Source organism: Halobacterium hubeiense (genome assembly GCF_001488575.1).
In the GTDB taxonomy this organism is placed as follows: domain Archaea; phylum Halobacteriota; class Halobacteria; order Halobacteriales; family Halobacteriaceae; genus Halobacterium; species Halobacterium hubeiense.
Genome location: NZ_LN831302.1, coordinates 1,260,343 through 1,285,531, shown reverse-complemented (window position 1 = coordinate 1,285,531; position 25,189 = coordinate 1,260,343). Strand labels below are relative to the sequence as shown.

Genomic DNA, 25,189 nt, shown 5'->3' with positions numbered 1-25,189 from the left:
CGTCGGCACTCGTTCGTGTATGACAATCGCTACCGGCGATTCTGTGACACTGGAGTACACCGGCCGAACCGACGACGGGACCGTCTTCGACACGTCCCGGGAAGCGGTCGCCGAGGACGCGGGCCTCACCGAGGCCGAGGGCGAGCGCGAGTACGGCCCGCTGACGGTGGACATCGGCGCACAGCAGGTCATCGAGGGAATGGAGGAGGGGCTGCTCGGCCTCGAAGCGGGCGAGTCGACGACCATCGAAGTGCCGCCCGAGAAGGGCTACGGCGAGTGGAGCGAGGAGGAAGTGCAGTCGTTTGAGACCGCCGAACTCCGCGAGATGCTCGGCGGGCAGACGCCCGAGGAGGGCGAGTACCTGGAAGCCCAGAACGGCCAGCTCGGCGAGGTCGTCCACGCCGGCGACGAGGAGATTCGCGTGGACTTCAACCACGAGCTCGCCGGCGAGACGCTGGCGTTCGACGTCGAAATCGTCGACGTCAACTGAACGCCGGACGCGCCGGTGTCGCGGTGGCTTTGCTCAGCGACCGACGGTTCCCTGCCGCGTGACGGGGGCGTCGGGGTCCACGAGGAACGCGACGAGCACCGCGTCTGTTTCTGCCGTGACCGTCACCGCGTCGCCGCCGACGAGCAGGCCGCTCTCCGTCGCGTCGAAGCGCGTGCCGTCCGCGGTGACTTCGCCGTCGAAGACGTAGAAGTAGACGTCCCGGCCCGCCTTCGATGGGATGGCGACGCGACTCCCCGCGTCGAGGCGGACATCGTAGAAGTCCACCTCGTTGCGAACCGTGAGGGGCGCGTCCGACGCCTCCGGGCCGAAGAGGTGGCGCCACTCGCCGGCGACGGGGTCGGGAATCGGCTCGTGCTGGATGGTCGCCGGGAGGTCGAGGCTGTGGGGCCGCACGAATATCTGGAGCATGCGCAGCGGCGGGTCGTCGGCGAGCGTGCGCTCCTCGTGCCAGAAGCCGTCACCGGCGCCCATCACCATCAGGTGGTCGGGGTCGGTGACGAGCTTGTTGCCCTCGCCGTCGTCGTGGCGCATCACGCCCGCGGGCACCCACGAGATTATCTCCTCGTTGCGGTGCTGGTGCATCGAAATCAGCGTATCCGGGTCCATGAACGACTCCACGACGGTCGCCAGCGGCCCGTAGCCGTGGTCGTCGTGGTCCGGGAGGTTCCGCCCGGGGAAGTTGAGGTGGATGCGGAACTTCCCCTGGTTCTGGGAGACGTTCGTGCGGGGCGCCTTGTGGAGGCCGGTGGAGTCCGAGTGCAAGATACGTCCCGTAGGTGCTCCAGCCACATATACGCGCGGCGCCGCCGCGCCGGGCGCGAGCCGAAGGAATCATAGCCCGGTGCCGGTATCTTCCCCACGCCGATGAACAGCGCCGCGATTGCACTCCTGACCGCGTTGCTCGCCGCCATCGCGCTCGTGCTCGCGCTCGCCGTCCACCGCGGGAACGTCGCGGCGGCAGTCAACGCCGTCGTCTCGCTGGCCGTCGCCGGCGTCGCCGTCGCCGCTGCAGCCGGGTTCGAGTTCGCCGGGAGCGGGTTCGTCGCGCCGGAGCTGGCGTTCTGGACGGCGGTCGCGGGCCTGCTACACTCTATCGGGATGCTCGGCCCCTACGACTCGGTGTGGTGGTGGGACCACCTGACGCACGCGCTCTCGGCGTCGCTGTTGACCGCGCTCGCGTACGCTGGTCTGCTCGTCGTCGCGGGCGAATCCACGTCGCAGACAGTTGTCGCCGTCGCCGCCGTGGGTTACACGGTCCTCGCGGGCGTCTGCTGGGAACTCGGCGAACTCGTCGCGCGCGCCGTCGGCGAGCGCTACGACGTCGAACCCGTGCTGGTGTACTACGGCTGGAAGGACACCGCCTACGACCTCGTCTTCGACGTCGTCGGCGCACTCCTCGTCGTCGCGCTCGACGTCCGCGTGTTCGTCGACCTCGCGGCCACCGCCCCGGGCGCGACGCGGCAACTCCTCCTCTGGTCGACCGTCGCCGTCGTCGCGGCGTCCGCGGTGATGGCGCTGGGGTTGTTCGCGCGACCCGACGACTGACCTGCGTGAGCGCGACCACTCGGATTCGAAAACAGTACACTACTTCGATGATTCCGTCCTCGACAGGCCGTTTTCGATTCTGACGCCGGTGCGTTCGCGGACTCGCTGCGAGTTCGTCGTCCCGTGATTGAATGTTCATTAAACCGCGCCTCGGACGCTCACGCTCGACTTCCGCGGATGTGGGCATCCGGTGTTCCGCTCCAGCTCTGGAATGGCTTTCGAAAGAGCGGTGAAACGATACGAGAAGCGATTAGACGCGTGATAGCCGAATTTCGTTTCCTCTCGACTCTCTGCCATTCCGGCGTTCACTCGTCGGCGACGAAGACGTACGCAGCAGCTCCTAGAATTGATTCGAAACTAATCACAAACGGAAACGTACCAACTTCGTGAACTTCGGTTCGTGGGGCGGCCGAACGAACGCCGACCGGGGGACGTGGCGGCACGGCGGCGCGGCGGTCAGTCGATCTGCTCGACGTACGTGTACTCCTCGGAGAGCGCCTGCGCGTCCTCCGGGAGGAGGGCGACGACGAGGTAGTCAGCGTAGTCGCTGAAGTAGTCGACGACGCGCGCGATGCGGTCGGAGTCGATGGCCTCTAGCGAGTCCAGCACCATGAACGGGACGTCCTCGTAGACCTCGTGGACGAGGTAGCCCGCCAGCGCGAACACGAGGCCGGTCACCTCGCGCTCGCTCTCCGAGAGGTGGTCGATAGTGTCGCGGTAGGAGGTGCCGTCGTCGGTCGCGCGGATGACGTGGAGGTCGAAGGTCGTCTTCTCGACCTTGCGGCGGCCCTCGCGGACCTCGCGCTCGCGGCGCTCCACCCAGATGCGCTCGATGTTGTCGTACTCCAGCACCGCGAGCACGGACTCCATGTGGTCGTTGAACTCCTCGACGGCCTCCGCCTCGATGCGGTCGACTTTCGTGCGGAGGTCGGTGAGCTCGTCGTCGATTTCCTCGCGGCGCTCCGAGAGGTCGTCGCGCTCCCGGAGCGTCTCCTCGTGGTCCTCGATTTCGGCCTCGACGTCCGCGAGGTCGCTCTCGAGGCGCTCGATGCGCAGTTCGATCTCGTTGGACTCCCGGTGGAGCTCCAGCACCTCGTCGTAGTCGCCGCCCGTGCCGGCGTCCTCGGTCTCGGCCTCCAGCCGCTTTACTTCCTCCTGCTGGTCCGCCAGCGACTCCTCCAGCGACTCGATGCGTCCCTCCGTGGCTTCGATTTCGCTCTCGACCTCCGAGAGGCGTCGCTGGGTGCGCTCGCGCTCGCGCTGCTGGCGCTGAATCTCCGAGCGCGTCGCCGACAGCTCCTCTATCTGGTCGTCGAGGTCGCTGCGCTCGTCGAGCTTCTCCGCGCGCAGCTCGCGGAGGTGGTCGACGGTGCCCTCGATGCGGTCGCGTTCGACCTCCGACCCGCACGTCCAGCAGACCACGTCCTCGGTCTCGTCCAGCAGCTGCTCGGTCGGGTCGGCGTTCGAGTCGTCCCCGAACTCGTCGAGGTCCAGCCCCTCGCCGTCGAGCATCTCCTCGTTGAAGCTGATGACGCTGCCGAGCTGGCTGATGGTGTCGTCGAGCGCGCGCTTGCGCTCGCGCAGTTCGTCGATGCGGCCGGCGAGCTGGTCGGGGTTCTCGTCGTGCTCGTCGGCGTCCGCCAGCTCTGATTCGAGTCGGTCGCGCTCCTCGCGGAGGTCCTCGAGGGTCTGCCGTTCGGTCTCCAGTTCGAACTCGACGTCTTCGAGGTCGGCGCGGGCGTCCCGCAGGGCCTCGAAGGCCTCCTCGATGGCTTCCTTCTGCGAGCGGCTCTGTTCGAGGCTGACGTCACGCGACTCGATTTCGTCCTCGACATCGGCGAGCTCCTCGCGGGCGTCCTCGATGTCGGCTTCGAGGTCGCGCTTCTCGGCTTCCAGCTCCGGAAGTTCGTCCTCGATTCGCTCCAGCTCCTCTATCTGGTCGTCGAGGTCGCGCTTCTCGTTCTCGAGGTCCCGAATCTGCGCTTCGATCTCGTCGGTGTCCACCGGGTCCATGATGATCTCCCGGAGGTCGTCGCCGCGCGCCACGGCGCGTCGGACTTCCGTGTTCTCCAGGAGGAACGCGAACTGGTCGGCGACCGCGGGGTCGTCGAGGTAGGGGTCGCCGCCGTAGACGACGGTGTCGCCGTTGCGCGTGAGTGTTCGCGTGTACGTCTCGCCGTCCACGCGGAGTTCGACTTCGCCCTCGTCGGTGTCGCCTTTCAGGGTGGCGCGCTCGCTGCCGAGCCCGGCCATAATCGACTGCAGGAACGACGTTCGGTTGGTCGCGTTCCGCCCGGTCAGCACGGTCACGCCCGGGGGAAGCGACACTTCCGCCTCGTCGATGCCGCCGACGTTCCGAGCGCGGACGTGGACGTCGCGCTCGAGAGACTGCTCTGATCCCATTGAGTGTGTATCAGACGCGAGCGCGGCTTAAGTGTTGTCTCCCGTCTCGGGTCACACGGTGCAGTCGCAGCCGCCCTGCCGGACGAGTTCGCCGGCGGCGTAGTCGGTGCCGCAGTCCCCGCAGATGACTCGGACGTCCACGATGACGTCGTAGTCGCGCTTGCTGAGTTCGCCGCTTGACACCTGCGCTGCGACGGTCGACTCGGTGACCGCGGCGGTCCGGCCGCGGAGGCGTTCGAGCATCTCGGCCTTCTGGTCGGGATCGCTGGACTGGTCGGGGAGCTCGGCCTCCCGGTACTCCGTGAGGTACGTGTGAATCGCCTGGTGGGTGACGAAGTCCGACTGGACGGCGTCGACGTCCACGCCCATGGATTCGAGTTCGCGCTGCTTGCGCATCCGGTCGGCGCTGGAGACGTCGTCGCCGGTTAGCGTCTGGTAGGCGCTCTGCACGTCCGTCTCCGGGACGGCGCCGTCCGAGCGCCGGATGGCCGCGTCCAGTACCGCGCGGTTGAACTCGTCGGCGAGGTCGCGGAGGCTCGTCCGCTCGCCGTGCTCGCCCGTCCACGCGACTTCCAGTTGTTCGCCCATGCCGCCGAGGTCGTACTGCTCGATGACGCGTGCGACCTTGCTGTTGGGCCGCGACGACTCACTCATGCGTCAACCCACTCGCTCCATCGTTACAACTGTATCGGTGTAATACTCTGCGAGTGAGCTGGTCCCTTACAGTCGGACGCCGAACCGCGACGAGGCGTCCCGACTCACGGTATGATTACCAGTCCTATCGAATACAGAGAATACAAAGAATACTGGTAGTTTCCCGTTCAAACCTCGTTCGGTGACGGTCGCGGTCTGTCGTCGGACTTTGACGACCGAGGCCGTGGACACGCGACCACTACAGCACGTAATACCCGAGAAAATCGTTGCTGTGCCGGAAATTGGGGCATTCAGATGCTCGTTCTCTCGCAGACTTTCCCATCGTGGATTCGGCTCTGCGGAGAACCGGTGACAGCGACTCGGCGAGTGACAAAGTACACGAAACCGGAACACGAGGGGCTAATCGACTGATTCACTCCTACCGCGCGAGAGGCGCGGCTCTCGAAGACCCCGCCGCTCGAACGTGCGGTCCCACCCACCGAACCGCTTCCGATTTTCACAATTAGTATCTGACTGAACGCTAGTCATCTATGCTTTCGTATATTTCTTCACGGCGAGGAGCGTTGGGTGGGGTCGCGTCGCGTGACCGTCGAACTAATCGCTCGTAGAACGGAGCGACCACGGCGGAACTCCGCCCTCAGCCCGGGGTCGCGACCACGACGAAGGTCTCCGGTCGCACGGCCCGCGTTTCGACGTCGAAGCCGCTGTCGCGGAGCGCGTCCGCCGCGTCGTCGGCAGTGTATCGCTCCGCGACCGGCGGGCCGACATCGCCGCTCCCGCTGGCCGCCCAGTCGGCGACGACCAGCGTCGCGGCGTCGTCCAGCACTCGCGCGACTTCCGCGAGCGCCGCGGCGCTCGCGAACTCGTGGTAGGTCATCGTAGCGAACGCCGCGTCGAGGCTGCCGGTCTCGAACGGGAGGTCATCTACGCCGCCGGTCACGAGTTCGACCTTGTCGGGGACGCCCTTCTGTCGGTAGTAGTCGTGCATCGCTTCCTGAACGTCCACCGCGTACACCTGTCCGGCGTGTGGCGCGACGTCGTCGGTGTAGAAGCCGGTTCCGCTGCCGAGGTCAACGACGGCGTCGGTGGGGTCGAGTGCGAGCGCGCCCAGTAGTTCCTCCGCGGAGAGGAACCGGTATCGGCGCGCGGCGTCTTCGAGCTTGTCGGCGCGCGACGCGTCGAACGTGTGGTGGCCCATCAGAGGTTCTCGAAGGCCTCGTCGACGAGTTCGCCGGTCTCGGCGACGATGTCCGCCATGGCGTCCTCGTCGGCGTCGAGGCCAAGCAGCCGCGCGATGCGCATGATGGAGACGTGGTAGACGCGCTGTCGGCCGGGCTCCTCCTCCCAGACGACGACGTTGCACGGCATCAGCGCGCCGAGGCGGTTGTCGGTCGCGTCGAGCGCGCGGTCCGCGAACTCGGGGTTGCACGCGCCGAGCACGTAGTAGGGGTCGCGGTCCGCGTCGATTTTCTCGTTGAGCATCTCCGAGGGGGAGAACTCCACGGGGACGCCGAAGCCCGCGTCCGCGAACACCTCGCGGACGTGTTCGACTGCCGCCTCGTGGTCCATCTCCAGCGTCGTCTGGGCCTCGCCGTAGTCCTCGGGGTCGATGTCTGCGGGGTCGATAGGGATCATTGTTCGTGTAGGGTATTGGGCGTAGAGGACAAAACTTCTTCGACTGGACGCGGGCGAAGCACAGCAAGTCTTGCTACGATGGAGCGGTGATTGGTTGCCGCGAGTAGGCCGCCCAGTCACTCGGCGGCGGCCAGCGGCGCGCGGAGTCCCATTACGCCTCGTGTATCTGTTCCAAGATCGGCCGGGTGCCGGGCGGCGGCGGGTCTCCGGGACACTCCGCCCACGAGTTCCCGGAGCTCGGGCCCTGATAGCGCGAGATTGTGCAATCTATACAAAAATCTTATCCCTGCACGGTCACTACGTCCGCGTGATACTAATGCCAGATTCGATGTCCGAGCAGCTCCGTCGGGACATGGAGTGCGAGGGGCTGCTGGAGTGTTTCCACGGCCTCAAGGAACTGGACAAGGAGTGCTTCCAGGCGCTGGTCGAGGCGGACGAGCCGATGACCGTCGACGAGCTCGCGGACGTCGTCGACCGCGAACGCTCGACGGCCTATCGAGCCGTTCAGCGGCTCCTCCAGACCGGATTCATCGAGAAAGAGCAGGTCAACTACGAGCAGGGCGGCTACTACCACGTCTACTCGCCGAACGACCCCGCCCAAATCACCGACGACATGCAGCGGATGCTCAACGACTGGTACGCGAAGATGGGGCAACTCATCCAGGAGTTCGAAACCAAGTACGAGCAGGCCGACGGCGCCCCGCAGTCCGCGGAGAGCTAACCCGCGCGAAAGCACCTGTCCCGCGGAGTCCACGGGCGTTCTCGCGGTTTTCTCCGGTGGGGGAACGCTGACTGACGACCGTGGTTCCGCTCCGGCGACCGGCTGCCCACCGACAGGTAGTGTGAGATTAATACAACACTGGCTGCTTCGCGGGCGTGTGCGGTCCCGGCACTCGTCTGTTTAGCCGGTGACGAGCACGACGGGGGAGTCGCCGGCCGGTGGCACCGGCGGCGACTGTGGGTCGGCGCGCGAGCCGGGTCGGACCAAACGCATATCTCCCCGCCGCGCCTCGGTCCGATACGATTGGGATGGAGTTGACCGACCGGCAAACGGACGTCCTCGAATGCATCGTCAGCCACTACCAGAGCGAGGAATCGCCAATCTCCGGCGACGACATCGCCGACGCCGTCGGCTGTCACCCGGGAACGGTCAGGAGCGACCTGCAGGGCCTGAGCGCGCTCGACCTGGTCGAGGGCATCACCGGCCCGAAGGGCGGGTACAAGCCGACCGCCGAGGCCTACCGCGCGCTCGACGACCAGTCGCGCGACGGCACGGCGGACCTGACGCTCGCCCACGACTACGCCCGCACCGACGTCACCGTCACCGAAATCGACTTCACGGCCGTGAACCACCCCGAGCAGTGCCGCGCCCGCGTGGCGTTCGCCGACTCCATCGACGAGTTCGGCACCGGCGACCCGATTCTGGTCGGCCCGACGCCGAAGACCGCTCTCGTCGTCGGCGGCGAAATCGAGGCTATCGACCACGAGGCGAATGAACTGGAACTCGATGTCGGCCGACTCGAAGCGCCACTGACCTCGTAAGGCGTTCGCGACTCCGCGCCGCGACCACGCTCGCAGTGCGACGACAGCCGGTTCCGTCGGGTGACCGACGCACCGTCCCCCATCCAGCAACATTATCCGCTTGTCGCAGGGTCTGCAACTCCGCCCCACCGATTATCTCCGTGGGGTGGCTCCCTCCGAGTGCGTCGGCTCCCGCAGGCGGCCTCTGACATCCACCTGCACGTCCGTTCGCCCTCCTCTGGCCGGCGCACGTTCACTGTCCCACCCAGTGACCTGCTTCGACCGTCGAAGAGTCCTTGGCTCACTCCGGTGAGACCGTCTGCCGCGGGTCGGGCTGGGTGGCGGAGTGGTACACCGCGTCGCCGGTGTCGTCGAAGAGGTGGAGCCGCTGGTCGTCGAACCCGAGTTCGACGGTGTCCCCGGAGTAGATGTCGCTGCGCGGTTCGACTTTCACCTGGAGTTCGGCGCCGCCGACCTCGCAGTGCAACAACAGCAGTTCGCCCAGCGGCTCCCGGACGGTCACGGTCGCTCGGAACGTCGCGGCGCCGGCCGGCAGGTTCGTGGCCAGCGAGACGTCCTCCGGGCGGACGCCGAACGCGGCTTGCTGGCCGACGAGTTCGGCGGCGGCGTTCCCGTTCGGGAGCGGCTGGACGAACCCGCCCTGGTCGGCGACGACGTCGCCGCCGCGTTCCCGGACTTCCACGGGGACGACGTTCATCGCGGGTTCGCCGATGAACCCGGCGACGAACCGGTTCTCGGGGAAGTCGTACAGCCGCTGTGGCGACGCGACCTGCTGGAGGCGGCCGTCGTTCAGCACGGCGACGCGGTCGCCCAGCGTCATCGCTTCGGTCTGGTCGTGGGTGACGTACACCGTCGTCGCGTCCAGCTCGCGGTGGAGCTTCAACAGCTCCGCGCGCATCTGCACGCGGAGCTTCGCGTCGAGATTGCTCAGCGGCTCGTCCAGCAGGAACACCGAGGGCTCCCGAACGAGCGCCCGCCCGATGGCGACGCGCTGGCGTTCGCCGCCGGACAGCGCCTCCGGCCGTCGGTCGAGGAGGTCCGCGATGTCGAGCGTGTCCGCGGCGTCGGCCACGCGCTCGTCGATTTCCGCGTCGGAGTACTCGCTGACCGACCGCATCCCGAACTTCATGTTCTCGGCGGCCGTCATGTGCGGGTACAGCGCGTAGTTCTGGAAGACCATCGCGATGTCGCGGTCCTTCGGCGGCCGGGCGGTCACGTCCTCGCCGCTGATGGTGATGGTCCCGGCGGTGACGTCCTCTAAGCCCGCAATCATTCTGAGCGTGGTGGACTTCCCACAGCCAGAGGGGCCGACGACGACGAGGAACTCCCCGTCCTCGACTTCGAGGTCGATTCCTTCGACGGCGCTGACGTCGTCGTACTGCTTTTCGAGGTCTTGGAGTGTGATGGTGCTCATCTCGGTCACTTCTGTTGAATGGCGAACGTTTCGAGGAGCGGGCGGTGCAGCGCGAGCAACACGAACAGCGGCGGGAGCAACGCGAGGACAGCGGCGGCCATAATCAGACCCCACTGCGTGAGGCCGGCCTGCGCAGACCCCTGGATGTAGCGGATGCCGACCTGGACGACTTGACTGCTCTTGTTGGTGACTGCGACCAGCGGCCAGAGGAACTGGTTCCACGCGTAGATGAACGTGATGACGCAGACGCCGGCAATCATGCCCCGGGACATCGGGACGAGCACGCCGAACAGGAACCGCAGCGGGCCGACGCCGTCGACGCGCGCGGTCTCGATCAGCGAGTCGGGAATCGACATGAAGTGCTGGCGGAAGAGGAAGACCGCGGTGGCGCTGGCGACGTACGGTCCGGTCAACGCCAGCAGCGTGTTCGTCCACCCGAGGTCCGCCATCAGCTGGAACAGGGGGACGATGCGGACCGGCACCGGCAACAGCAGCGTGAGGAGGATGAACATGAAGATGGCGCGCTCGTAGGGGAGCTCGTAGTAGACGAGCGCGAGCGCCGCGAGCAACGAGAGCGCGACCTTCGCGACGACGATGACGACGCTCATCACGAGGGAGTTGACCATGTACGTGGTGAAGTTGTACTCCGTGAGCGCGGCCTGATAGTTGCTGAGGCCCTGACTGCCGATGCCGACGTTCGTCACTTGGTAGACCTCCGTCGTGGTCTGCGTGCTCATCACGACCGCGAGCACGAGCGGCGACGCCATCAGCGCGATTGCGGCGACGAGCCCGAGGTGCATCGGCACGTGGTCGGGGAGCCGGTCTGTGAACCGCGCCGAGCGCGCCGTCGGTTGGTCTGTCTCGGTCGCCATGGGTATCAGGCTCCGTAGTGGGCGTAGCCCTCGGTCACGCGAATCTGGACGTACATCAGCACGGCCACCAGCACGAACAGCACCACGGATTCGGCGGACGCGAGTCCGAGACTACTGAACTCGAAGGCGTCGCGGTAGAGCTTGAATATCAGGAGGTTCGTGGCGTCGCCGGGGCCGCCGCTGGTCATCAAATCGACTAGCGGGAACGTCGAGAAGAACGAGTAGATGGTGTTCATCACGACGAGGAACACCATCGTCGGGGCGACCAGCGGGAGGTAGACCTTCCGGAGGAGCCGGAGGTGGCCGACGCCGTCGAGTTTCGCGTTCTCGGTGAGCGTCTCGGGGACGTTGTTGAGTGCGGCGACGAGGAAGATGATGTTGTACCCCAGTTGCTTCCAGATTGCCACGACCGCGACGACCGCGAACGCCTGCGGCCCGCTGTTGAACCAGTCGAGCGTGAACGGCGTGAACACCTCCAGGTAGTGCGTGAAGATGCCGAGGTTCGGGTGGAGGATGAAGTTCAGCAGGATGGCGGCGACCGCCGGCGGGAGCGCGTACGGCCAGATGGCCGCAATCAGGTACGTCGAGGAGCCGACCTCGACGGTGAACACCATGTAACTGACCGCCAGCGACACCGCCAGCGTGCCGGCGACGACGACGGCGGCGAACAGAATCGAGACGAGGAAGCTGTGCCGGTAGGCCGCAGAGGTCGCCAGCTCCGCGAAGTTCCCGAGCCCGACCCACGTGGTCTGCTGGCCGAGGAACAGCGTCCTGTAGAGGCTCAGCCTGAACGTCTCCAGCCCGGGGTAGTAGAGGAACGCGACGAGCACGACGACTGTCGGGAGCAACAACAGCGCCGCTTGCCGCGTCGAGTCGAACGGCTTTGGTTGCGTCGACATGGCGTCGTCACTCGCTCCCGTCGTAGGAGCCGCTGTAGCTGTTCAGGGCCTCCTGCACTTGCGTGTCCATCCGGGAGAGCCCCTCTTCGACGCTCACTTCGCCGTTGACGATGCTCACCGAGAGCTCCTCGTTGATGGTGCGCGCTTCGGGGAAGACGCCCATGACGGCGCCCCGTGTCGCGGGCGTGTCCTCGGTGTCCTGTAGCTGGTCGAAGGCCGTGCGGAAGTTCGGGTTCTCGTCGAACCAGCCGTTCTCGGTGAGCTGGTCGATTGCGCTCTGTCGGACCGGGAAGTAGCCGCTGTTGCGGTGCCAGCGCGCCTGCTGTTCGGTCTGCGTGAGGTACGCGACGAACTCGCCGGCGGCCTCCTTCTTGGCGTCGGAGAGGGCGTCGGGTACCCACAGCGACCCGCCGCCGATGACGACGCCGGTGTTGTCCCCGTTCGGCGTCGGGAGGTACGCCGACCCGAGTTCGAAGCCGTTCTCCTCGGCGCCGGTCCGCATCGACACCATGTTCGACGTGGAGTCCCACAGCATCGGGACTTTCCCGGTGAGGAACGCCTGCCGGGCTTCCCCCCACGCCTCGATGCCGGGGTTGAGGTAGAGGCCGGCGTCGGCCATCCCCTTCCACCACTCGTAGACGTTCCGCCCCGCCTCGGTGTTGAAGTTCGTCTCCGTCGGGCGGCCGGCGCGCCCGTTCTCGTTGTTCACCAGCACCTGGTCCTGTTTCGCGAACTGCTGTTCGACCTGCATCCACGTGTGGTTCGGCCACGTGATGCCCTGCTCCATGTCCGTCTGGTCGACGATGGTCTCGGCGGCCGACCGGACTTCGGCGAGGCTCCGCGGCGGCGACTCGGGGTTCAGGCCGGCCTCCTCGAACGCGGTCTTGTTGTAGAGCATGATGGTGTTCGAGGAGTTGAACGGCATCGAGTTCAGCGTGCCATCGATGCGGTAGTAGTTGAGCACCGACGGCAGGAAGTCGTCGAAGTCGATTTCGTCCTCGGGGAGCAGGTCGCCGATTGGCGTGAACGCGTCGCTGTCGAGCGCGAGCCGCGTCCCGATTTCGAAAATCTGGACGATGCCCGGCGGGTCGCCGGCGCGCGAGGCCTGGAGCGCCTGATTGAGGTTGTCGCGGTAGCCGCCGTTGTTGACGGCGTTGATGGTTACGCCGTCGGTCTGGTCGGAGAACTCCGCGGCCATCTCCTCGAGTGTGGCGCCGAGTTCGTCGCCGAAGATGTGCCAGAAGTCCAGCGTGAGGTCGCCGCTTGAGCTGTTCGACCCGCCGCTGGTGATGGCGTTGAGGCCGTTGCAGCCCGCGAGCGCGCCGAGTCCGGCCGCGCCCGTGCCCGCGATGAATCGTCGACGCGACACGCCGTCACCTGTTACCCGCTTGGGGTGTTGCATCAGGTAGTGCAGGACTGTACCACCGGAAGAATGCTTATATGAGGGACACGTATCGATTGCAACTATTCGGTAGTGCTATATTGCTCACCAAACCCGGGGCGACGTTCCCGCCCCTAGTCCACCGCCAGCGAGGGGACACGCGCCGGGAATTGTGGGCCTCAGCGAACAGGCTAGTGACGCGTCGCCGGACTGCTCGCGGCTGTCGGCGGTGTGCGAGGCCACTCCGGGCGAATGATGAATAATTTTACGTGTCCGCGAGATTGACAGTGACCAATGGCCGCCGGGATGGAGATTCTCCACGTCGACGACGAGCCGGGGTTCGCGGAGATGGCCAGCGAATTCCTCACTCGTCGAGACGACCGCTTCACCGTCCACACGACCACGAACCCCGAGGAGGCGATGTCGTACCTCCGCGACAATCAGGTTGACTGCGTGGTCTCCGACCACGACATGCCGGGGAAGAACGGCATCGAGTTCCTCGAAGCCGTCCGCGAACAGTACCCCGACCTCCCCTTTATCCTCTTCACCGGGAAGGGCTCCGAGGAAGTCGCCAGCGACGCCATCTCCGCCGGCGTCACCGACTACCTCCAGAAGGAAGGCGGCACCAGCCAGTACGCCGTGCTCGCGAACCGCATCGTCAACGCCGTCGAGCAGACGCGCGCCCGGCGACGGGTCGACGAGACCGAGCAGAAGCTCACCCAGCTCGCGGAGAAGACCGACGACATCCTCTACATGTTCTCCGCGGACTGGAGCGAACTCCTGTTCGTCAACTCCGCGTTCGAAGACATCTGGGGGCTGCCCACGGACGAACTGGAAGCCGACGCGACCGCGTTCATGGAACACGTACATCCCGAGGACCGGGACGACGTGCAGCAGGCGATGAATCAGGTCTCCGCGGGCACCGTCGGGGATGTCGAGTACCGCGTGATTCGCCCGGACGGCCAACAGCGCTGGGTGCGCGCGGACAGCAAGCCGGTGCTCGACGCCGACGGGAACGTCGACCGCATCGTCGGGTTCGTCCGCGACATCACCGACCGGAAGGCCCACGAGCGCGAACTCCGCGAGGAGCGAGCGTTCGTCGAGCAGACCCTCGACGCGCTCGACGACATCTTCCTCGTCTTCGACACGGAGTTCCGGCTCCATCGCTGGAACGAGCAAGTCCTCGACGTGACCGGCTCCGCGGCCGACGACGTCACGGGAGCGAAGCCGACCGCGTTCGTCCCCGAAGACCAGCGAGCCGAGGTGTCCGACGCCCTCGACGCGGTGCTGGAGACGGGCACGGCGACGGTACAGGTGGACGTCCTCGCGGCCGACGGCGAGCGCGTCCCCTACGAGTTCGTCCTCACGCGGCTCGTCGACGACGAGGGCGACGACCTCGGGTTCGCCAGCATCGGCCGCGACATCTCCGGGAAGCACGCCCGCGAAGCGGAGCTCGAACGCGCCCACGATCTCCTCGGGCAGGCGAAGGAAATCGCGGGCGTCGGCGGCTGGGAGCTCGACACGGAGACGATGGAGATGTACTGGACAGACCACCTCTACGACCTCCTCGGCGTCGACTGCGAACGAGCGCCGTCGCTGGACGAGTCCCTCGACGTCTACCACGAGGACGACCGTGAAATCGTCGAGGACGCGCTGCACCGCGCGCTCGAAGACGGCGAGAGCTTCGACGTGACCGTCCGGCTCCGGCGGCCGGACGGTGAACTCCGGTGGGTGCGCAGTCAGGGCCGGCCCGTCGTCGAGGACGGCGAGGTGGTGTCGGTTCGCGGCGCCGTCCAGGACGTGACCGTACAGCAGACCCGCGAGCGAGAGCTAGAGCAGGCGCGACAGGACTACGAGACGCTGTTCAACGGGATGAACGACATGGCGTGGGTGATGGACACGGACGGCCAGTTCGTCGCCGCCAACGACGCCGCCGTGGAGAAGACGGGGTACTCGCGGGACGAACTGCTGTCGATGAGTCCGGCCGACATCGACGCCAGCCACGGCGAGAGCGAGGTGTTGGAACTCATCGAGCGGCTGCCCGAGGACGAGACGCAGGTGTTCGAGACCGTCCACGAGACCAGCGACGGCCGCGAGATTCCCGTCGAAATCAACTCCAGCGTCGTCTCGTACCGCGGCGAGGCGGCGGCGCTGAGCATCGCACGGGACATCACGGACCGGAAACACCGCGAACAGCGCCTCGAACAGTTCGCGTCCGTGGTCAGCCACGACCTCCGCAACCCGCTGGCCGTCGCGAAGGGCCGCGTGAAGCTCGTGCGCGCCGACCGGGACAGCGAGAACCTCGAACAGGCCGCCGAGTCGCTCGCGCGGATGGACGGCCTCATCGAGGACCTGCTGACGCTGGCGCGCAAGGGCGAGGCGGTCCGCGACTGGGAACCGGTCGAGCTCGGCGACCTAATCGAGGAGGCGTGGCGCCACGTCGCGACCGCCGACGCCACGCTCCGCGTCGAGACCACGCGGCGAATCCTCGCGGACCGCAGTCGCCTCCAGCAGCTCGTGGAGAACCTCCTCGCGAACGCCACCGAACACGGCGGGAGCGACGTCACTGTCACCGTCGGCGACCTCGCGGACGGCTTCTACGTCGAGGACGACGGCGCGGGGATTCCCACTGGTGACGACGTGGACGTCTTCGAAGCCGGCTACTCCGAGGACCCGGACGGGACGGGATTCGGGTTGAGCATCGTCGAGCAGGTCGCGGAGGCGCACGGCTGGCGGGTCGAGGCGACCGAAGGCGACGGCGGCGCGCGGTTCGAAGTCACCGGCGTCGAGTCCGACGCGTAGCTATCCCGCGCGACCGATTCACTCCGCGCGCCGGTCAACGAGTCGGCCGAGCGCGCGGACTTCCTCGCGGACGGCCCGCCACTGTTCGATGCTGCCCGGAACCGATTGCTCGACGCGCCCGGTGCCGGAGACGGCGTCGGTGTCGCCGGCGGCTTCGTCCACGAGCGCGCGGACCTCCCGGGGGTCGCCGATTCGCCGGTACGTGAACCGGCCGCCGCCGGCGATTTCGAACTCGACGGAGCCGTAGCCGAACACTGACCCGGTCAGCGACTGGGAGAACGCGCTGTTCTGCACGGTGCGCAGCGTGGCCTGTGCCACGGCCCGCGAGAACACGCCCGTCTTCTTGTAGAGGGCGTCGTCAGTAATCACGTACTGCGTGCGCCGGTTCCGGAGGTACCGCCACCCCGGGACGGCCACGCCGACCGGCACCAGCGCGGCGGGCAGCCACGAGTCGCTCAGGATGGCGCCGGCGAGCCCGGCGACGACCAGCGTGAGACCGACGACGACCGCCGGCAGCACGACGGTGACGCGCGGTCGCCCGGTCCAGACGACGGTCTCGGACTCGCCGATTGGAATCGCCGCATCGACGGGCTCGGTCGCTCGCTCCCCGTTCATTCGTCGAGCGGACCAGTGTTCGAGTCCTCCTCGAACAGCGTTTCGTCCGGGGACTTACCGGCGTCACCAGTCGTGTCGGCGCGCTCTCGGGTTTCCAGCGTCGCTCGGATGCCGCGGAGCTCGTCGAGAATCTCGTCGAGTACGTCCGCCTTCGTCTCCTCGGACTCCGAACCCGCGTCGCCCCGAGTCGCCTTCACGCGCTTGTTGATGGTCTCCTGCACGTGCCGGGGGTCGGGGACGGACTGGAACTGCATCTCGACCCCGGAGCCGCCCGCGGTGGAGACGTCGACGTTGCCGTACCCGAACCGCGTGCCGAAGAAGCCCTGACTGTACGACGTGTTCTGGACTTTCCCGAAGTCGATGCGCTGGACGTCCCGGGACAGCACGCCGGACTTCCGGTAGAGCGCGTCTGTCGTGACGACGTACCGCGTGTTCTCGCGGTAGAGGTACGCCGACCCGATGATGAGCAGTCCGACGAGGATAATCGACAGCGGGACGCCGACGATGAGTGCAGGGACGAGGCTACTCTTGTGGGGCTTCCCCGACCAGACGACTTCCTCGCCGTCGTCGAGGGTCAGCCAGTCCATCTCGGCGGCGTCCGACTGGGAGGGCTGGGACATACTCGTCCTTCCCGGGCCGCTGGCAAGAAGGTTCGCCCGTCACGCACGCACTGAATCGCGGTGCGGGCAGTCCCTAGAGGCCGCCGGCGGGGCCGAGCAGGCCGCCGAGAATCACCGCGATGCCCGCCGCGAGAATCGCTATCTGGCGACCGCCGACAGCGGTCGACATGCGCACGGCTACGTCCTCTGGGGGTCGAATCGGACGTCGCTTCGGGCGAGAAACTACGAATCGGGTCGTCCGTGGGGGCGCGCGTGGCGGCGGACCGGCCTCAGGCGTTGTTGAGCCGGAGTTTCGTCGTCGTCCCGCAGTTGCGGCATTCGGCGATGTGGTAGGGCTCCCTGAAGAACTTCCGGTTCGTGTCTTTCCCGCTCTCGGTCAGTAGTTCGATGGTGACGTCGTGTGGACGGGTCTTCTCACAGGTCGTACACTGTTCTCGGATGGCGTCGTCCGCGGGGGTTGGTTTGGCCATGGTAGTGGGCTCCGGTACGGTGGTCGTGGTACTCGCTTCGCGGTGGGCGCTGGGACGCTCTCTCGTGCTCGCTAATCGCCCGGACCACGCACACTACGTACATTGTTCCGAGACGACAATTTATTACACCCTCGTACACCAAGCAGCCTATCCACCACCCACAGTAGGCTCGGGGCTCAGGATTGCTCGTCGACCAACAGCGTGTTCATTACCAGGGTTTCGATGCCCCGCCGGAGCCGCTCGGTGACCGCCTGGTCGGAGACGTCGAAGGTGTCCGCGAGGTCTTGGGTGGACAGCTGGCGCGGCAGCGAGTAGTAGCCCGCTTCCACGGCGCGCATGAGCGTCTCGCGCTGGGTCGCGGTCAGCCCGTACCAGGGGCCGGCGTCCGGCTTCGTGGGATTGTAGATGCGTTCGACTGACACGTCGATGTTCGCTCCAACGTAGTACTGCTGGAACTCCGAGAGCGCGTCGTGTGACGGGAACCTGATTTCGAGCCCCCACGTGTCCGCGGTCCCGGTCGCGCCGAGCAGCACTGCGTCCAGTTCGAGAACCATCGCTAGGAGCGACGACTCCGAGGGCTCCCAGTTCAGCGCGTACAGCGATTCGTCGTCGTGGATGTTGACGAGCTGCACCTCGTTGACCGAGGCGTGCTCGCGGACGGACCGCTCGAAGCTCCCACGCGCGTCGTTTCGGACTCGAACGAACGGCGTCGGTCTCCCGCCCAGCGGCACCATCGTCTCCACCGTGACCTGCGTCGGCTCCTCGACCCGGAGAATCTGCCCCAGCTCGAACGCGTCAGACGGAACGACCAACTCGACGATGACGCTCATTAGATACCTCCCCATTCGCCCGCAGTCGCGTAAAGACGCCCGTTCACCCGGAACTGAGTCAACGACCGAGGTGGCCGAGCCCGCCGGATATTTTGGGCATGGTGTACCATGGGTTTCGGTGGTGTTTTCCCGTGCGAGGGCGTACCAGACGATACCGAGACACACCACTGCGACCCCCGAACCCCACGCCAGCACCTCGCAGTCGGCGCGTGTCCACCACTCATGACAACCGACTTCACTCCCGACGACGGGCTATCGAACACGGCCGACTTCGAGGCGGCACTCGGCCGAGTACTTCTCGCCGCGCGCCGGAACGACATCGACCCACGAGGAGCGTGGGAGTACCGCAGCGACGACCCCGGCCCGGACGTGGAAGTCGTGGTCGTCGAACTCGCCGAGTAGCGCGCGACTGAAGTGACGGGACGCGAACCGGTTTGAACCCCATGGCACGCCAACCCGAAACCGTTCTCCGGCGGGGGGCAATATGTCCGTATGACGGATTCACCCGGTCCGCACGCCCCCAGGGCCGATGGGTCCGAACCGAGCGACACGGTCGCTCGCCACCTCATCGAAGGCGCGGCCACGCACGCGATTTTCATGCTCGACGCCGACGGAGAGATTACCACGTGGTCTGCGCCCGCCGAAGCGCTCTACGGATACGACACGGAGACGGCGCTCGGCCGCCACGTGCGCACGCTGTTCGCCGACAAGGAGAGCGGTGACTCGAACTCGCTCCCGGCGGACTTCTTCGAGCGGCCGGCCACTGACACCGTCGAAGTCGAACACTGGCATCGGCGCGCGGACGACTCGGTCTTCTGGGGGACGCTGACGCTGTCGCCGCTGTGGAACGAGACGTTCGACGGCTACGCTGCCATCAGCCAGGACACCACGACCACCAAAGAGTACGAGCGAATGCTAGAGCGGCAGAACGACCGCCTCAAGGAGTTCACCGACATCCTCGCGCACGACCTCAGGAACCCGCTGAGCATCATCGACGGGTATCTCCAGCGATACGAGGAGACCGGCGACGAGAAACACCTCGAAACCATCGAGGAGACGACCGACCGGATGGAGCGACTCGTCGAAGACCTGCTCCGGGTGGCGCGACAGGGAGACGTCGTCACCGACCCGGACCCGACCGACATCGGTGACGTCGTCGACATGGCGTGGCAGACGCTGTCTACCACCCCCAGTGCGACCCTCCACTACGAGCCGATTCAGTCGGTGAGCAGCGACCCGGACAGGCTCTGCGAGCTGTTCGAGAACCTCTTCCGGAACGCCATCGAACACGGCGGCACCGACGTGACGGTGCGCGTCGGCCAGCTCGACAACGGCTTCTACGTCGAGGACGACGGCCCGGGGATTGCCGACGAACACAAAGAGCAGGTGTTCGACCACGGGTTCACCACGCGAGACGACGGCCACGGATACGGCCTCTCGGTCGTCCGCACGATTGTGAACGCCCACGGCTGGGACGTAACGGCCGCTGACGCCGAGACGGGCGGCGCGCGATTCGAAATCACGGGCATCGAGTTCCTCTGCTGACCGGGACTGGGGCGGGCGGTCGCGCGAGCCGCCGGCGTTCGCACGGAGCCGCCGCAATCCCGGGCGACGGTCGCTTCCCTCCCGCGGTGGTAGATAAGTGTCATTGTTGACCAGCCACGAGTGCTAACTGGTACCAAGACAACATGATACTGTGATTAGTGACCGAAAGTCGGCCTTCGACTTCGCGTTGCCGGGTACGGAAGGCAAGGAAATCAGGAAGTACCGGCTGAGCGACCACACGAACGAGGGCGCGGCCGTCCTCGTGTTCTACCCGTTCGACTTCAGCCCCGTCTGCACCGAGGTCTTCTGCCAGTTCCGGGACGCCGAGTACCTCACGTTCACCGAGAACGTCGACGTCCTCGGCATCTCGCGGGACTCCTGTTACGCCCACAAGCAGTTCATTCAGGAGTACGACCTGCCGTTCCCGCTGCTCAGCGACACCGAGGGCGACGTCGTCGAGCAGTTCGACCTCGCGTACGACGAGTGGGAACACCACTCCGGGGTCCCCAAGCGAGCGCTGCTCACGCTCGACGAGTCACACGACATCCGCTACAAGTGGCACACGGAAGACGCCTACACCGCCCCCAACTACGACGAACTCATCCAGAGCGTGCGTTCACTCGTGGAGGACCCAGTCACGTGACGAGGTCACGAGCGAGCGCCGCCGCATCCGAACCCGACTCCCAGACGAGCGGCGGTATCTCGCTCCGACTCGTCAGTCCGAGAGCGCGGGCGTCTCCGTCTCGGTGGTCTCGGTGTCGGTGTGGTAGTCCTTGATGACGTGTCCCTCGGCACGGTGGAGGAGTTCGCTGCACGTCGACTTCGCCATCCCGAGGTCGTCGGCGAGTTCGGCGAGCGTCGTCTCGCGGGGCGTGTCGTAGTACCCTCGCTCGACGGCCCTGTCGAGCACCCACGCTTGGCGCTCGGTCAGAAGCGACCCGGAGTCCGTGTCTTGGCTGACGCGTTCGACGGTGTAGGGGATGCCGTAGTCGCCGAGCGTCTCGGTCAGGTCCGTCATCGTGCCCGACGGGACGGTGAGCTCCAAGAGCAGTTCGCCGTCCTGGACCTCGAACGGCAGTTGCAGCGGCACGCCGGAGTCCTGTATCGACCGCAGCATGAGCGGGGACGTGGTTTCGAGTTGGACCCGGGTCGCCTTCGGCCCGTCGTCCAGCACCGTGAGGTCGGTCACGGCGTCGTAGTCGCGGAACGACTCCACGACGGCCGTGCTCTCTTCGCCGTGAACGTCGATGTGCGCGACGCCGACGTCGTCGTTCACGGTGGCGGCGGTGACGCGGAACACCGTCTCGGGGAACGCCTGTGAGAGGTCGCTCATCCAGACCAGATCCGGGATGGTAATACTGAGTTTCACGTATGGCATGCGTTTGGTGGAGAGGGCTCGCGAGAGTCGCGGTCTACCACCGCCTAGCCGGACGACCCAAAAGGAGGTTCGTGGGAACATATTCGACCCCCAGTCTAAGTGCGACCACGAGAAGCGACTCCCCGGTCAGGTGATTCGGTTACCTACCCACGTCACCCACTCGAAACACGCCCTGACCGCGACGCTCACGAGGAACGCGCCGACCATCAGAAGCCGCGGCTGACCACTTCGGAACCGGCGAGAGGAAGGGAGTGCTCCGTCAGGGATTCGAACCCTGGTCCTTGCCGTGAGAGGGCAAGATGATTGGCCGGACTACACCAACGGAGCGCGTCCACTCCTTCGTAGCCGCGAGGTACAAATAACGGTTTCGTCTCGGCGTCGCGCTGGCAGAGTCCCACACACGCGTCGGGGGTGCTCCGTTCGGGCGGTCGCAACCGGGTGCCGGGCTGTCGGCGCGTTCACTCGCCGTCGCGCAGCACCACGTTCGTCGCCTCGTAGTCTTCGAGGAACGCGCCGACCATTCCGACGGTGACGGTTCGGTCGCCGGTGGCGATGCCGTGGCTGTCGGCCGTGCCCGCCGTGCTCCAACTGTGGTTCCCGGGGCAGGAAGGCGGCCGCGCGCTCGCGAACGTCCTATTTGGCGAGACAAACCCCTCCGGGAAGACGCCGGTCACGTTCGCTGAATCCCTCGAAGACTACCTCCCGCAGGAGGTGGCGTCGCTGCCGGACGGCGCGCGCGGCTTCCCGGGCGTGGACGGCACCGTCCACTACGACGAAGGCGTGTTCGCGGGCTACCGGCACTTCGACGCGAACGACGTGGAGCCGCTGTTCCCGTTCGGCCACGGCCTCAGCTACACCGACTTCGAGTACGAGAACGCGTCCGTCTCGAGGGCCGCGACGACCCCCGAGGACGGCCTCACCGTGAGCGTGGACGTGACCAACACCGGCGACCGGGACGGCGCGGAAGCCGTCCAAGTGTACGTCGGCGCAGTCGATTCGAGCGTCGAACGCCCGCCGAAAGAACTCGCAGGGTTCCAGAAGGTGGACGTGGCGGCCGGCGAGACCGAGACCGTCTCCGTGGACATCGACCGGGAGGCGTTCCGCTACTGGGACGAGGAGGCCGACGAGTGGGCGGTCGACTACGGCGAGTACGAGGTTTCGGTTGCGGCGTCCTCGCGGGACGTGCACGCGACCGAACGAATCGAACTCAGAGAGTCCGTCCAACAGTCGGCGGGGACGACGACCGAGACCGAGAGCGAAACCGGGACGGAGACGGAATCAGAGTCGGCCGGGAGCGCGCCCGGGTTCGGCGTGGTCGCGGCGGCCGCGGCGGTCACCGCGAGCGTCGTCGGGCGGCTCCGCGGCGACGACTAGGGCGCGAGCCGGTTCTTCCGGTGTTTCATCTCCGCCTCGTAGTAGTCGAAGGTGTGCGGGCACCACTCGGCGGCGAGGTCCAGTAGCTGCTCGGTGAGGTCGCGAATCTCCCACTGGGCGTCCGCCGCCGCGCGCATGTCCGCGATGTGCATCAGCGACCGCGGGTTCAGCGTGACGACGACGTTCACCTCGGTACCGATGGGGAGGACGAACCGCGCGTCCTCAGGCGGCATCCCGAGCTCCAGTAGCTCCTGGTAGTCCTCGACGGACTGGCGGACCGACCGCTGGAAGATTTCCTCGCGCTTCTCGACGTCCTCCTCGTCGAAGTCGTCGGCCTTCTGGTTGCGGCCGACCCAGTCCGGGTCCGTGGCGGACGGCGGCGTCACCACCATCTCGCCGTCCTCGACGTCCGCGGGGTCCACCTCGTCGAAGGCGACGTAGCGCATCGACTGCACGTCGAAGCTCGCGTGGCGGTGGCGAGTGAGCTGGGCCATGCACGACCGGCTCATCCCCTCGATGGCGAACGTCGCGCTCGGGTGCTCGAAGGGTCCGTAGTGCCCGCGCTTGAGGAGCTTCGCGAGGAAGTTCGCCTTCTGCTCCTCGACGTCGTCGCCCTCCACGCCGTCCATCGCTTCCTCGAAGTCCTGTTCGGCCACCCACTCGCTCATGTAGTCGTTGCGCGCGCCCTGGCAGATGAGCTCCTCGGGGTCGTCGGTCGCGTCCAGAAGGCGTACTCGCATACTGGACGTGGATGCTCGCGCCGCGGACTAAAACGCTCCGAAGCGCGCGGCCACCAGCAAGAAGTGTCGGCCCGTCGCAGCTTCCCCCATGCCCTACGAGAAGGCGACGATAGCTGACGCCGAATCGGCGCTGCCGGACGACGCCCGCGCGAAGATGTTCCGCATGAAAGACCCCCTCGACACCGACGAGGTGGCGTTCACGCTGTTCACGATGGAGCCCAACGCCGAGGGGATGGAACACGACCACCGCGACTCCGGCCAGGAGGAAGTCTACTACGTCGTCGAGGGCGGCGTGGACGTGGAGTTCGGCGGCGAGACGGTCTCCCTGGACGAGCGCGAAGCCCTCCGCATCGACGCCGAGGAGACCCGACAGATTCGCAACCGCGACCACTACTCCGAGCTCGTGCTCGTCGGCGCGCCGCGCTGACCGCCTCCGCCTGCGCTCTCGTCCCGGCAACGTCTAAGTGCGCGACGGCGTAGCCGGAGTATGGTCACGAATCTCGCCGCCGGCGTCGACGCGTTCACGAGCAACGCCTTCCTCGTGGAGGGCGAACGCACCGTCCTCGTGGACCCCGGCGCGAACTTCGACGCCGTTGGTGCCGTCCGCGAGCGCGTTGACGACCTCGACGCGGTGCTTCTCACGCATCCCCACCCCGACCACGTCGGCAACCTCGACGACGTGAAAGCCGCCTTTGACGTGGACGCTTGGGGGTTCGACGCGAACATCGACAGCGTGGACCACGAACTCGCGGACGGCGACACGGTCACCATCGGCGACCACGACTACGAGGCCCTGCACACGCCCGGCCACGAGCCACACCACCTCGTGTTCTACTCGCGGGACGCGGGCGTGCTGTTCGCCGCGGACCTCGTGTTCGCGCACGGCGCGTTCGGCCGCACCGACCTGGAGGGTGGCGACCGCGCGACGCTCGTGCGAAGCATCGAGCGCGTGCTCGACGTCGTCGGCGACCTCGACGTGATGCACGCCGGCCACGGCCCGAGCGTCACGGACGGCGCAATCGAGAACGTGGAGTTGGCGGCGCGGGCCGCCCGACAGTAGTTTCTACCCCTCCAAAACTCGGCGTACCGGTGCGGAGAAAGCGCGTCAGGCGTCGTCGGGTTTCACGCCGTAGTAGCCGGGCTCGTCGTCCTCGCGCGGTTCGGCGACGACGAGGTCGTCGCTGTGGCGCATAATCCACGGAATCGCCCAGTCGAGGAGGACGTTCTCCGTGTTCGGGTCCAGCTCCGCGTCCGCCTCCAGGTCCTGGAGGAGCCGCGCGATTTCGTAGACGGTGTACATCTCGTCGGCGTCGAGGAGCTCCGCGGGCGTGTAGAAGTCACACGGGTGGAGCGCCTCGAAGTCGTCCTTGGGAACGGGCATACCCGACGGTCGGGCGTCGCGACGAAAAAACCCCCGGTGGCGGTGCCCCGGGTTGGGGAACGCTTATCCGGGCGTCTGTCGCAACCACGGACGAGCGGTCCGCATGACAACGCACGACACGCAGCCGCAGTCGGCTCTCGACGACGCGAAGGCGGCGCTGGTCGACGCCCTCCGCGACGCGCTCGGCGACAACCTCCGCGACGTCTGGGTGCTCGACCAACACACCCAGCAGTCGCTGTACCTCCGCGAGGACGTCGCCGACCGAATCGAGGACGTCGACGTGGAGAAACACCTCGACAACGAGCGCTACGGCTTCGTCACGCGACAGACGTACAACCGCCTCCACTACTCGGAGTTCCGGTACACGCACCGCGGGTTTGACACGTGGGAACTGTTCCGGACGTTCGTCTCCGAGGACGACGCGCAGGTCGGCGTCGTCGTCGGCGTGGACGCAAACGACGCCAACTACGACTTCGGCGCGCTCACCGACACTGTCCACGACCTCGCCGCCGAGTACGGCGTAAAAGCGCTCGCACCCGTGGCTCCCGACGACGCGTAGCGCGAAAGAAAAACGGCGG

Annotated in this window: 28 protein-coding genes, 1 tRNA gene and 1 pseudogene; 13 read left to right on the top strand and 17 right to left on the bottom strand. The window is 66.6% G+C overall.

Features of this window, described 5'->3' with window-relative positions; genetic code table 11:
• The first annotated feature begins 19 nt into the window (after window positions 1-19).
• Window positions 20-490: an FKBP-type peptidyl-prolyl cis-trans isomerase gene (locus HHUB_RS06650; RefSeq protein ID WP_082687190.1), complete on the top strand. Its 471-nt coding sequence runs from the start codon at window positions 20-22 to the stop codon at window positions 488-490.
• A 33-nt stretch (window positions 491-523) separates the two neighbouring features.
• Here HHUB_RS06650 and HHUB_RS06645 read toward each other — a convergent pair whose 3' ends face one another.
• Window positions 524-1,273 (bottom strand): pirin family protein, encoded by a 750-nt coding sequence (locus HHUB_RS06645; protein ID WP_059056804.1) that lies wholly within the window; start codon window positions 1,271-1,273, stop codon window positions 524-526.
• A gap of 102 nt (window positions 1,274-1,375) precedes the next feature.
• Between HHUB_RS06645 and HHUB_RS06640 the strand changes: the two genes are divergently transcribed.
• Window positions 1,376-2,056, top strand: coding sequence for a hypothetical protein (locus HHUB_RS06640; protein WP_059056802.1), 681 nt, complete (start codon window positions 1,376-1,378; stop codon window positions 2,054-2,056).
• Between the two features lie 456 nt (window positions 2,057-2,512).
• Here the strand turns inward: HHUB_RS06640 and HHUB_RS06635 are convergent, their stop codons facing one another.
• From HHUB_RS06635 to HHUB_RS06620, 4 genes are all read right to left on the bottom strand, one after another.
• On the bottom strand, window positions 2,513-4,459 hold the full coding sequence (locus HHUB_RS06635) for an archaea-specific SMC-related protein (RefSeq protein ID WP_059056800.1): 1,947 nt from the start codon (window positions 4,457-4,459) through the stop codon (window positions 2,513-2,515).
• Window positions 4,460-4,510: 51 nt separating this feature from the next.
• Window positions 4,511-5,113 (bottom strand): rod-determining factor RdfA, encoded by a 603-nt coding sequence (gene rdfA, locus HHUB_RS06630; protein ID WP_059056798.1) that lies wholly within the window; start codon window positions 5,111-5,113, stop codon window positions 4,511-4,513.
• A gap of 637 nt (window positions 5,114-5,750) precedes the next feature.
• A complete protein-coding gene (locus HHUB_RS06625; RefSeq protein ID WP_059056797.1) occupies window positions 5,751-6,311 on the bottom strand; it encodes a class I SAM-dependent methyltransferase in 561 nt (186 codons plus the stop codon).
• Complete coding sequence (locus tag HHUB_RS06620; RefSeq protein WP_059056796.1) at window positions 6,311-6,748, bottom strand: DUF302 domain-containing protein; 438 nt, start codon at window positions 6,746-6,748, stop codon at window positions 6,311-6,313. The genes HHUB_RS06625 and HHUB_RS06620 overlap by 1 nt, the downstream gene beginning before the upstream one ends.
• Before the next feature lie 316 nt (window positions 6,749-7,064).
• Here HHUB_RS06620 and HHUB_RS06615 point away from each other — a divergent pair, with 316 nt between their 5' ends.
• Together HHUB_RS06615 and HHUB_RS06610 are read left to right on the top strand one after the other, a co-directional pair.
• The gene (locus HHUB_RS06615) at window positions 7,065-7,469 is read left to right on the top strand and encodes a helix-turn-helix domain-containing protein (protein ID WP_059056794.1); all 405 of its coding nucleotides are present in this window, start codon (window positions 7,065-7,067) and stop codon (window positions 7,467-7,469) included.
• Between the two features lie 308 nt (window positions 7,470-7,777).
• Window positions 7,778-8,290: an HTH domain-containing protein gene (locus HHUB_RS06610; RefSeq protein ID WP_059056793.1), complete on the top strand. Its 513-nt coding sequence runs from the start codon at window positions 7,778-7,780 to the stop codon at window positions 8,288-8,290.
• Window positions 8,291-8,570: 280 nt separating this feature from the next.
• On the opposite strand, the gene HHUB_RS06605 is transcribed toward HHUB_RS06610, so the two are convergent.
• From HHUB_RS06605 to HHUB_RS06590, 4 genes are read right to left on the bottom strand one after another with little or no spacing between them, the layout of a single operon-like run.
• Window positions 8,571-9,704, bottom strand: a complete 1,134-nt coding sequence (locus HHUB_RS06605; RefSeq protein WP_059058220.1) for an ABC transporter ATP-binding protein — start codon at window positions 9,702-9,704, stop codon at window positions 8,571-8,573.
• Window positions 9,705-9,709: 5 nt separating this feature from the next.
• Window positions 9,710-10,576, bottom strand: a complete 867-nt coding sequence (locus HHUB_RS06600) for a carbohydrate ABC transporter permease (RefSeq protein ID WP_059056792.1) — start codon at window positions 10,574-10,576, stop codon at window positions 9,710-9,712.
• Between the two features lie 5 nt (window positions 10,577-10,581).
• Window positions 10,582-11,475 carry a carbohydrate ABC transporter permease gene (locus HHUB_RS06595; RefSeq protein ID WP_059056790.1) on the bottom strand — a complete coding sequence of 298 codons (894 nt, stop codon included), beginning with the start codon at window positions 11,473-11,475 and terminating at the stop codon, window positions 10,582-10,584.
• Window positions 11,476-11,482: 7 nt separating this feature from the next.
• A complete protein-coding gene (locus tag HHUB_RS06590) occupies window positions 11,483-12,877 on the bottom strand; it encodes an ABC transporter substrate-binding protein (RefSeq protein ID WP_059056788.1) in 1,395 nt (464 codons plus the stop codon).
• Window positions 12,878-13,150: 273 nt separating this feature from the next.
• On the opposite strand from HHUB_RS06590, the gene HHUB_RS06585 reads away from it, so the two are divergent.
• Window positions 13,151-15,658, top strand: a complete 2,508-nt coding sequence (locus HHUB_RS06585) for a PAS domain S-box protein (RefSeq protein WP_059056787.1) — start codon at window positions 13,151-13,153, stop codon at window positions 15,656-15,658.
• An 18-nt stretch (window positions 15,659-15,676) separates the two neighbouring features.
• Here the strand turns inward: HHUB_RS06585 and HHUB_RS06580 are convergent, their stop codons facing one another.
• From HHUB_RS06580 to HHUB_RS06565, 4 genes are all read right to left on the bottom strand, one after another.
• Window positions 15,677-16,273, bottom strand: a complete 597-nt coding sequence (locus tag HHUB_RS06580) for a PH domain-containing protein (RefSeq protein WP_059056786.1) — start codon at window positions 16,271-16,273, stop codon at window positions 15,677-15,679.
• Window positions 16,270-16,893, bottom strand: coding sequence for a PH domain-containing protein (locus HHUB_RS06575; protein ID WP_082687189.1), 624 nt, complete (start codon window positions 16,891-16,893; stop codon window positions 16,270-16,272). The genes HHUB_RS06580 and HHUB_RS06575 overlap by 4 nt, the downstream gene beginning before the upstream one ends.
• 269 nt (window positions 16,894-17,162) lie before the next feature.
• Complete coding sequence (locus HHUB_RS06570) at window positions 17,163-17,363, bottom strand: DUF7835 family putative zinc beta-ribbon protein (RefSeq protein ID WP_059056785.1); 201 nt, start codon at window positions 17,361-17,363, stop codon at window positions 17,163-17,165.
• Window positions 17,364-17,539: 176 nt separating this feature from the next.
• Entirely contained in the window at window positions 17,540-18,193 is a 654-nt protein-coding gene (locus tag HHUB_RS06565; protein ID WP_059056784.1) for a helix-turn-helix domain-containing protein, read from the bottom strand.
• A 222-nt stretch (window positions 18,194-18,415) separates the two neighbouring features.
• Here HHUB_RS06565 and HHUB_RS06560 point away from each other — a divergent pair, with 222 nt between their 5' ends.
• The 3 genes from HHUB_RS06560 to HHUB_RS06550 all read left to right on the top strand — a co-directional run bounded on the left by HHUB_RS06560 (window position 18,416) and on the right by HHUB_RS06550 (window position 20,381).
• Window positions 18,416-18,595 carry a hypothetical protein gene (locus HHUB_RS06560; RefSeq protein WP_059056783.1) on the top strand — a complete coding sequence of 60 codons (180 nt, stop codon included), beginning with the start codon at window positions 18,416-18,418 and terminating at the stop codon, window positions 18,593-18,595.
• Window positions 18,596-18,685: 90 nt separating this feature from the next.
• Complete coding sequence (locus HHUB_RS06555) at window positions 18,686-19,738, top strand: two-component system sensor histidine kinase NtrB (RefSeq protein WP_059056782.1); 1,053 nt, start codon at window positions 18,686-18,688, stop codon at window positions 19,736-19,738.
• 151 nt (window positions 19,739-19,889) lie between these two features.
• A complete protein-coding gene (locus HHUB_RS06550; RefSeq protein WP_059056781.1) occupies window positions 19,890-20,381 on the top strand; it encodes a redoxin domain-containing protein in 492 nt (163 codons plus the stop codon).
• Between the two features lie 72 nt (window positions 20,382-20,453).
• On the opposite strand, the gene HHUB_RS06545 is transcribed toward HHUB_RS06550, so the two are convergent.
• On the bottom strand, window positions 20,454-21,116 hold the full coding sequence (locus HHUB_RS06545; protein WP_059056780.1) for a helix-turn-helix domain-containing protein: 663 nt from the start codon (window positions 21,114-21,116) through the stop codon (window positions 20,454-20,456).
• A gap of 252 nt (window positions 21,117-21,368) precedes the next feature.
• A tRNA-Glu gene (locus HHUB_RS06540) sits at window positions 21,369-21,443 on the bottom strand.
• Between the two features lie 189 nt (window positions 21,444-21,632).
• Here HHUB_RS06540 and HHUB_RS17505 point away from each other — a divergent pair.
• Window positions 21,633-21,959 (top strand): annotated as a pseudogene (locus HHUB_RS17505) (glycoside hydrolase family 3 protein); the annotation flags it as partial.
• A complete protein-coding gene (locus HHUB_RS06535) occupies window positions 21,933-22,490 on the top strand; it encodes a fibronectin type III-like domain-contianing protein (protein WP_256943853.1) in 558 nt (185 codons plus the stop codon). The pseudogene HHUB_RS17505 and the gene HHUB_RS06535, both read left to right, overlap by 27 nt.
• Here the strand turns inward: HHUB_RS06535 and thyX are convergent.
• Complete coding sequence (gene thyX, locus HHUB_RS06530) at window positions 22,487-23,230, bottom strand: FAD-dependent thymidylate synthase (protein WP_059056778.1); 744 nt, start codon at window positions 23,228-23,230, stop codon at window positions 22,487-22,489. The two genes, HHUB_RS06535 and thyX, sit on opposite strands and share 4 nt — an antisense overlap.
• 88 nt (window positions 23,231-23,318) lie before the next feature.
• Here thyX and HHUB_RS06525 point away from each other — a divergent pair, with 88 nt between their 5' ends.
• Window positions 23,319-23,657 (top strand): cupin domain-containing protein, encoded by a 339-nt coding sequence (locus HHUB_RS06525; RefSeq protein ID WP_059056777.1) that lies wholly within the window; start codon window positions 23,319-23,321, stop codon window positions 23,655-23,657.
• Window positions 23,658-23,717: 60 nt separating this feature from the next.
• On the top strand, window positions 23,718-24,290 hold the full coding sequence (locus HHUB_RS06520; protein ID WP_059056776.1) for an MBL fold metallo-hydrolase: 573 nt from the start codon (window positions 23,718-23,720) through the stop codon (window positions 24,288-24,290).
• A gap of 45 nt (window positions 24,291-24,335) precedes the next feature.
• Here HHUB_RS06520 and HHUB_RS06515 read toward each other — a convergent pair whose 3' ends face one another.
• A complete protein-coding gene (locus HHUB_RS06515; RefSeq protein ID WP_059056775.1) occupies window positions 24,336-24,611 on the bottom strand; it encodes a DUF5827 family protein in 276 nt (91 codons plus the stop codon).
• A 103-nt stretch (window positions 24,612-24,714) separates the two neighbouring features.
• Between HHUB_RS06515 and HHUB_RS06510 the strand changes: the two genes are divergently transcribed.
• On the top strand, window positions 24,715-25,170 hold the full coding sequence (locus HHUB_RS06510) for a DUF7522 family protein (protein WP_059056774.1): 456 nt from the start codon (window positions 24,715-24,717) through the stop codon (window positions 25,168-25,170).
• The last annotated feature ends 19 nt before the right edge of the window (window positions 25,171-25,189 follow it).

What these genes read in the sequence shown, in the direction of transcription:
- HHUB_RS06650 (WP_082687190.1), top strand. Translation starts at nt 20, where the DNA reads ATGACAATCGCTACCGGCGATTCTGTGACACTGGAGTACACCGGCCGA.
- HHUB_RS06640 (WP_059056802.1), top strand. Translation starts at nt 1,376, where the DNA reads ATGAACAGCGCCGCGATTGCACTCCTGACCGCGTTGCTCGCCGCCATC.
- HHUB_RS06635 (WP_059056800.1), bottom strand. Translation starts at nt 4,459, where the DNA reads ATGGGATCAGAGCAGTCTCTCGAGCGCGACGTCCACGTCCGCGCTCGG.
- rdfA (WP_059056798.1), bottom strand. Translation starts at nt 5,113, where the DNA reads ATGAGTGAGTCGTCGCGGCCCAACAGCAAGGTCGCACGCGTCATCGAG.
- HHUB_RS06625 (WP_059056797.1), bottom strand. Translation starts at nt 6,311, where the DNA reads ATGGGCCACCACACGTTCGACGCGTCGCGCGCCGACAAGCTCGAAGAC.
- HHUB_RS06620 (WP_059056796.1), bottom strand. Translation starts at nt 6,748, where the DNA reads ATGATCCCTATCGACCCCGCAGACATCGACCCCGAGGACTACGGCGAG.
- HHUB_RS06615 (WP_059056794.1), top strand. Translation starts at nt 7,065, where the DNA reads ATGCCAGATTCGATGTCCGAGCAGCTCCGTCGGGACATGGAGTGCGAG.
- HHUB_RS06610 (WP_059056793.1), top strand. Translation starts at nt 7,778, where the DNA reads ATGGAGTTGACCGACCGGCAAACGGACGTCCTCGAATGCATCGTCAGC.
- HHUB_RS06605 (WP_059058220.1), bottom strand. Translation starts at nt 9,704, where the DNA reads ATGAGCACCATCACACTCCAAGACCTCGAAAAGCAGTACGACGACGTC.
- HHUB_RS06600 (WP_059056792.1), bottom strand. Translation starts at nt 10,576, where the DNA reads ATGGCGACCGAGACAGACCAACCGACGGCGCGCTCGGCGCGGTTCACA.
- HHUB_RS06595 (WP_059056790.1), bottom strand. Translation starts at nt 11,475, where the DNA reads ATGTCGACGCAACCAAAGCCGTTCGACTCGACGCGGCAAGCGGCGCTG.
- HHUB_RS06590 (WP_059056788.1), bottom strand. Translation starts at nt 12,877, where the DNA reads ATGCAACACCCCAAGCGGGTAACAGGTGACGGCGTGTCGCGTCGACGA.
- HHUB_RS06585 (WP_059056787.1), top strand. Translation starts at nt 13,151, where the DNA reads ATGGCCGCCGGGATGGAGATTCTCCACGTCGACGACGAGCCGGGGTTC.
- HHUB_RS06580 (WP_059056786.1), bottom strand. Translation starts at nt 16,273, where the DNA reads ATGAACGGGGAGCGAGCGACCGAGCCCGTCGATGCGGCGATTCCAATC.
- HHUB_RS06575 (WP_082687189.1), bottom strand. Translation starts at nt 16,893, where the DNA reads ATGTCCCAGCCCTCCCAGTCGGACGCCGCCGAGATGGACTGGCTGACC.
- HHUB_RS06570 (WP_059056785.1), bottom strand. Translation starts at nt 17,363, where the DNA reads ATGGCCAAACCAACCCCCGCGGACGACGCCATCCGAGAACAGTGTACG.
- HHUB_RS06565 (WP_059056784.1), bottom strand. Translation starts at nt 18,193, where the DNA reads ATGAGCGTCATCGTCGAGTTGGTCGTTCCGTCTGACGCGTTCGAGCTG.
- HHUB_RS06560 (WP_059056783.1), top strand. Translation starts at nt 18,416, where the DNA reads ATGACAACCGACTTCACTCCCGACGACGGGCTATCGAACACGGCCGAC.
- HHUB_RS06555 (WP_059056782.1), top strand. Translation starts at nt 18,686, where the DNA reads ATGACGGATTCACCCGGTCCGCACGCCCCCAGGGCCGATGGGTCCGAA.
- HHUB_RS06545 (WP_059056780.1), bottom strand. Translation starts at nt 21,116, where the DNA reads ATGCCATACGTGAAACTCAGTATTACCATCCCGGATCTGGTCTGGATG.
- thyX (WP_059056778.1), bottom strand. Translation starts at nt 23,230, where the DNA reads ATGCGAGTACGCCTTCTGGACGCGACCGACGACCCCGAGGAGCTCATC.
- HHUB_RS06525 (WP_059056777.1), top strand. Translation starts at nt 23,319, where the DNA reads ATGCCCTACGAGAAGGCGACGATAGCTGACGCCGAATCGGCGCTGCCG.
- HHUB_RS06520 (WP_059056776.1), top strand. Translation starts at nt 23,718, where the DNA reads ATGGTCACGAATCTCGCCGCCGGCGTCGACGCGTTCACGAGCAACGCC.
- HHUB_RS06515 (WP_059056775.1), bottom strand. Translation starts at nt 24,611, where the DNA reads ATGCCCGTTCCCAAGGACGACTTCGAGGCGCTCCACCCGTGTGACTTC.
- HHUB_RS06510 (WP_059056774.1), top strand. Translation starts at nt 24,715, where the DNA reads ATGACAACGCACGACACGCAGCCGCAGTCGGCTCTCGACGACGCGAAG.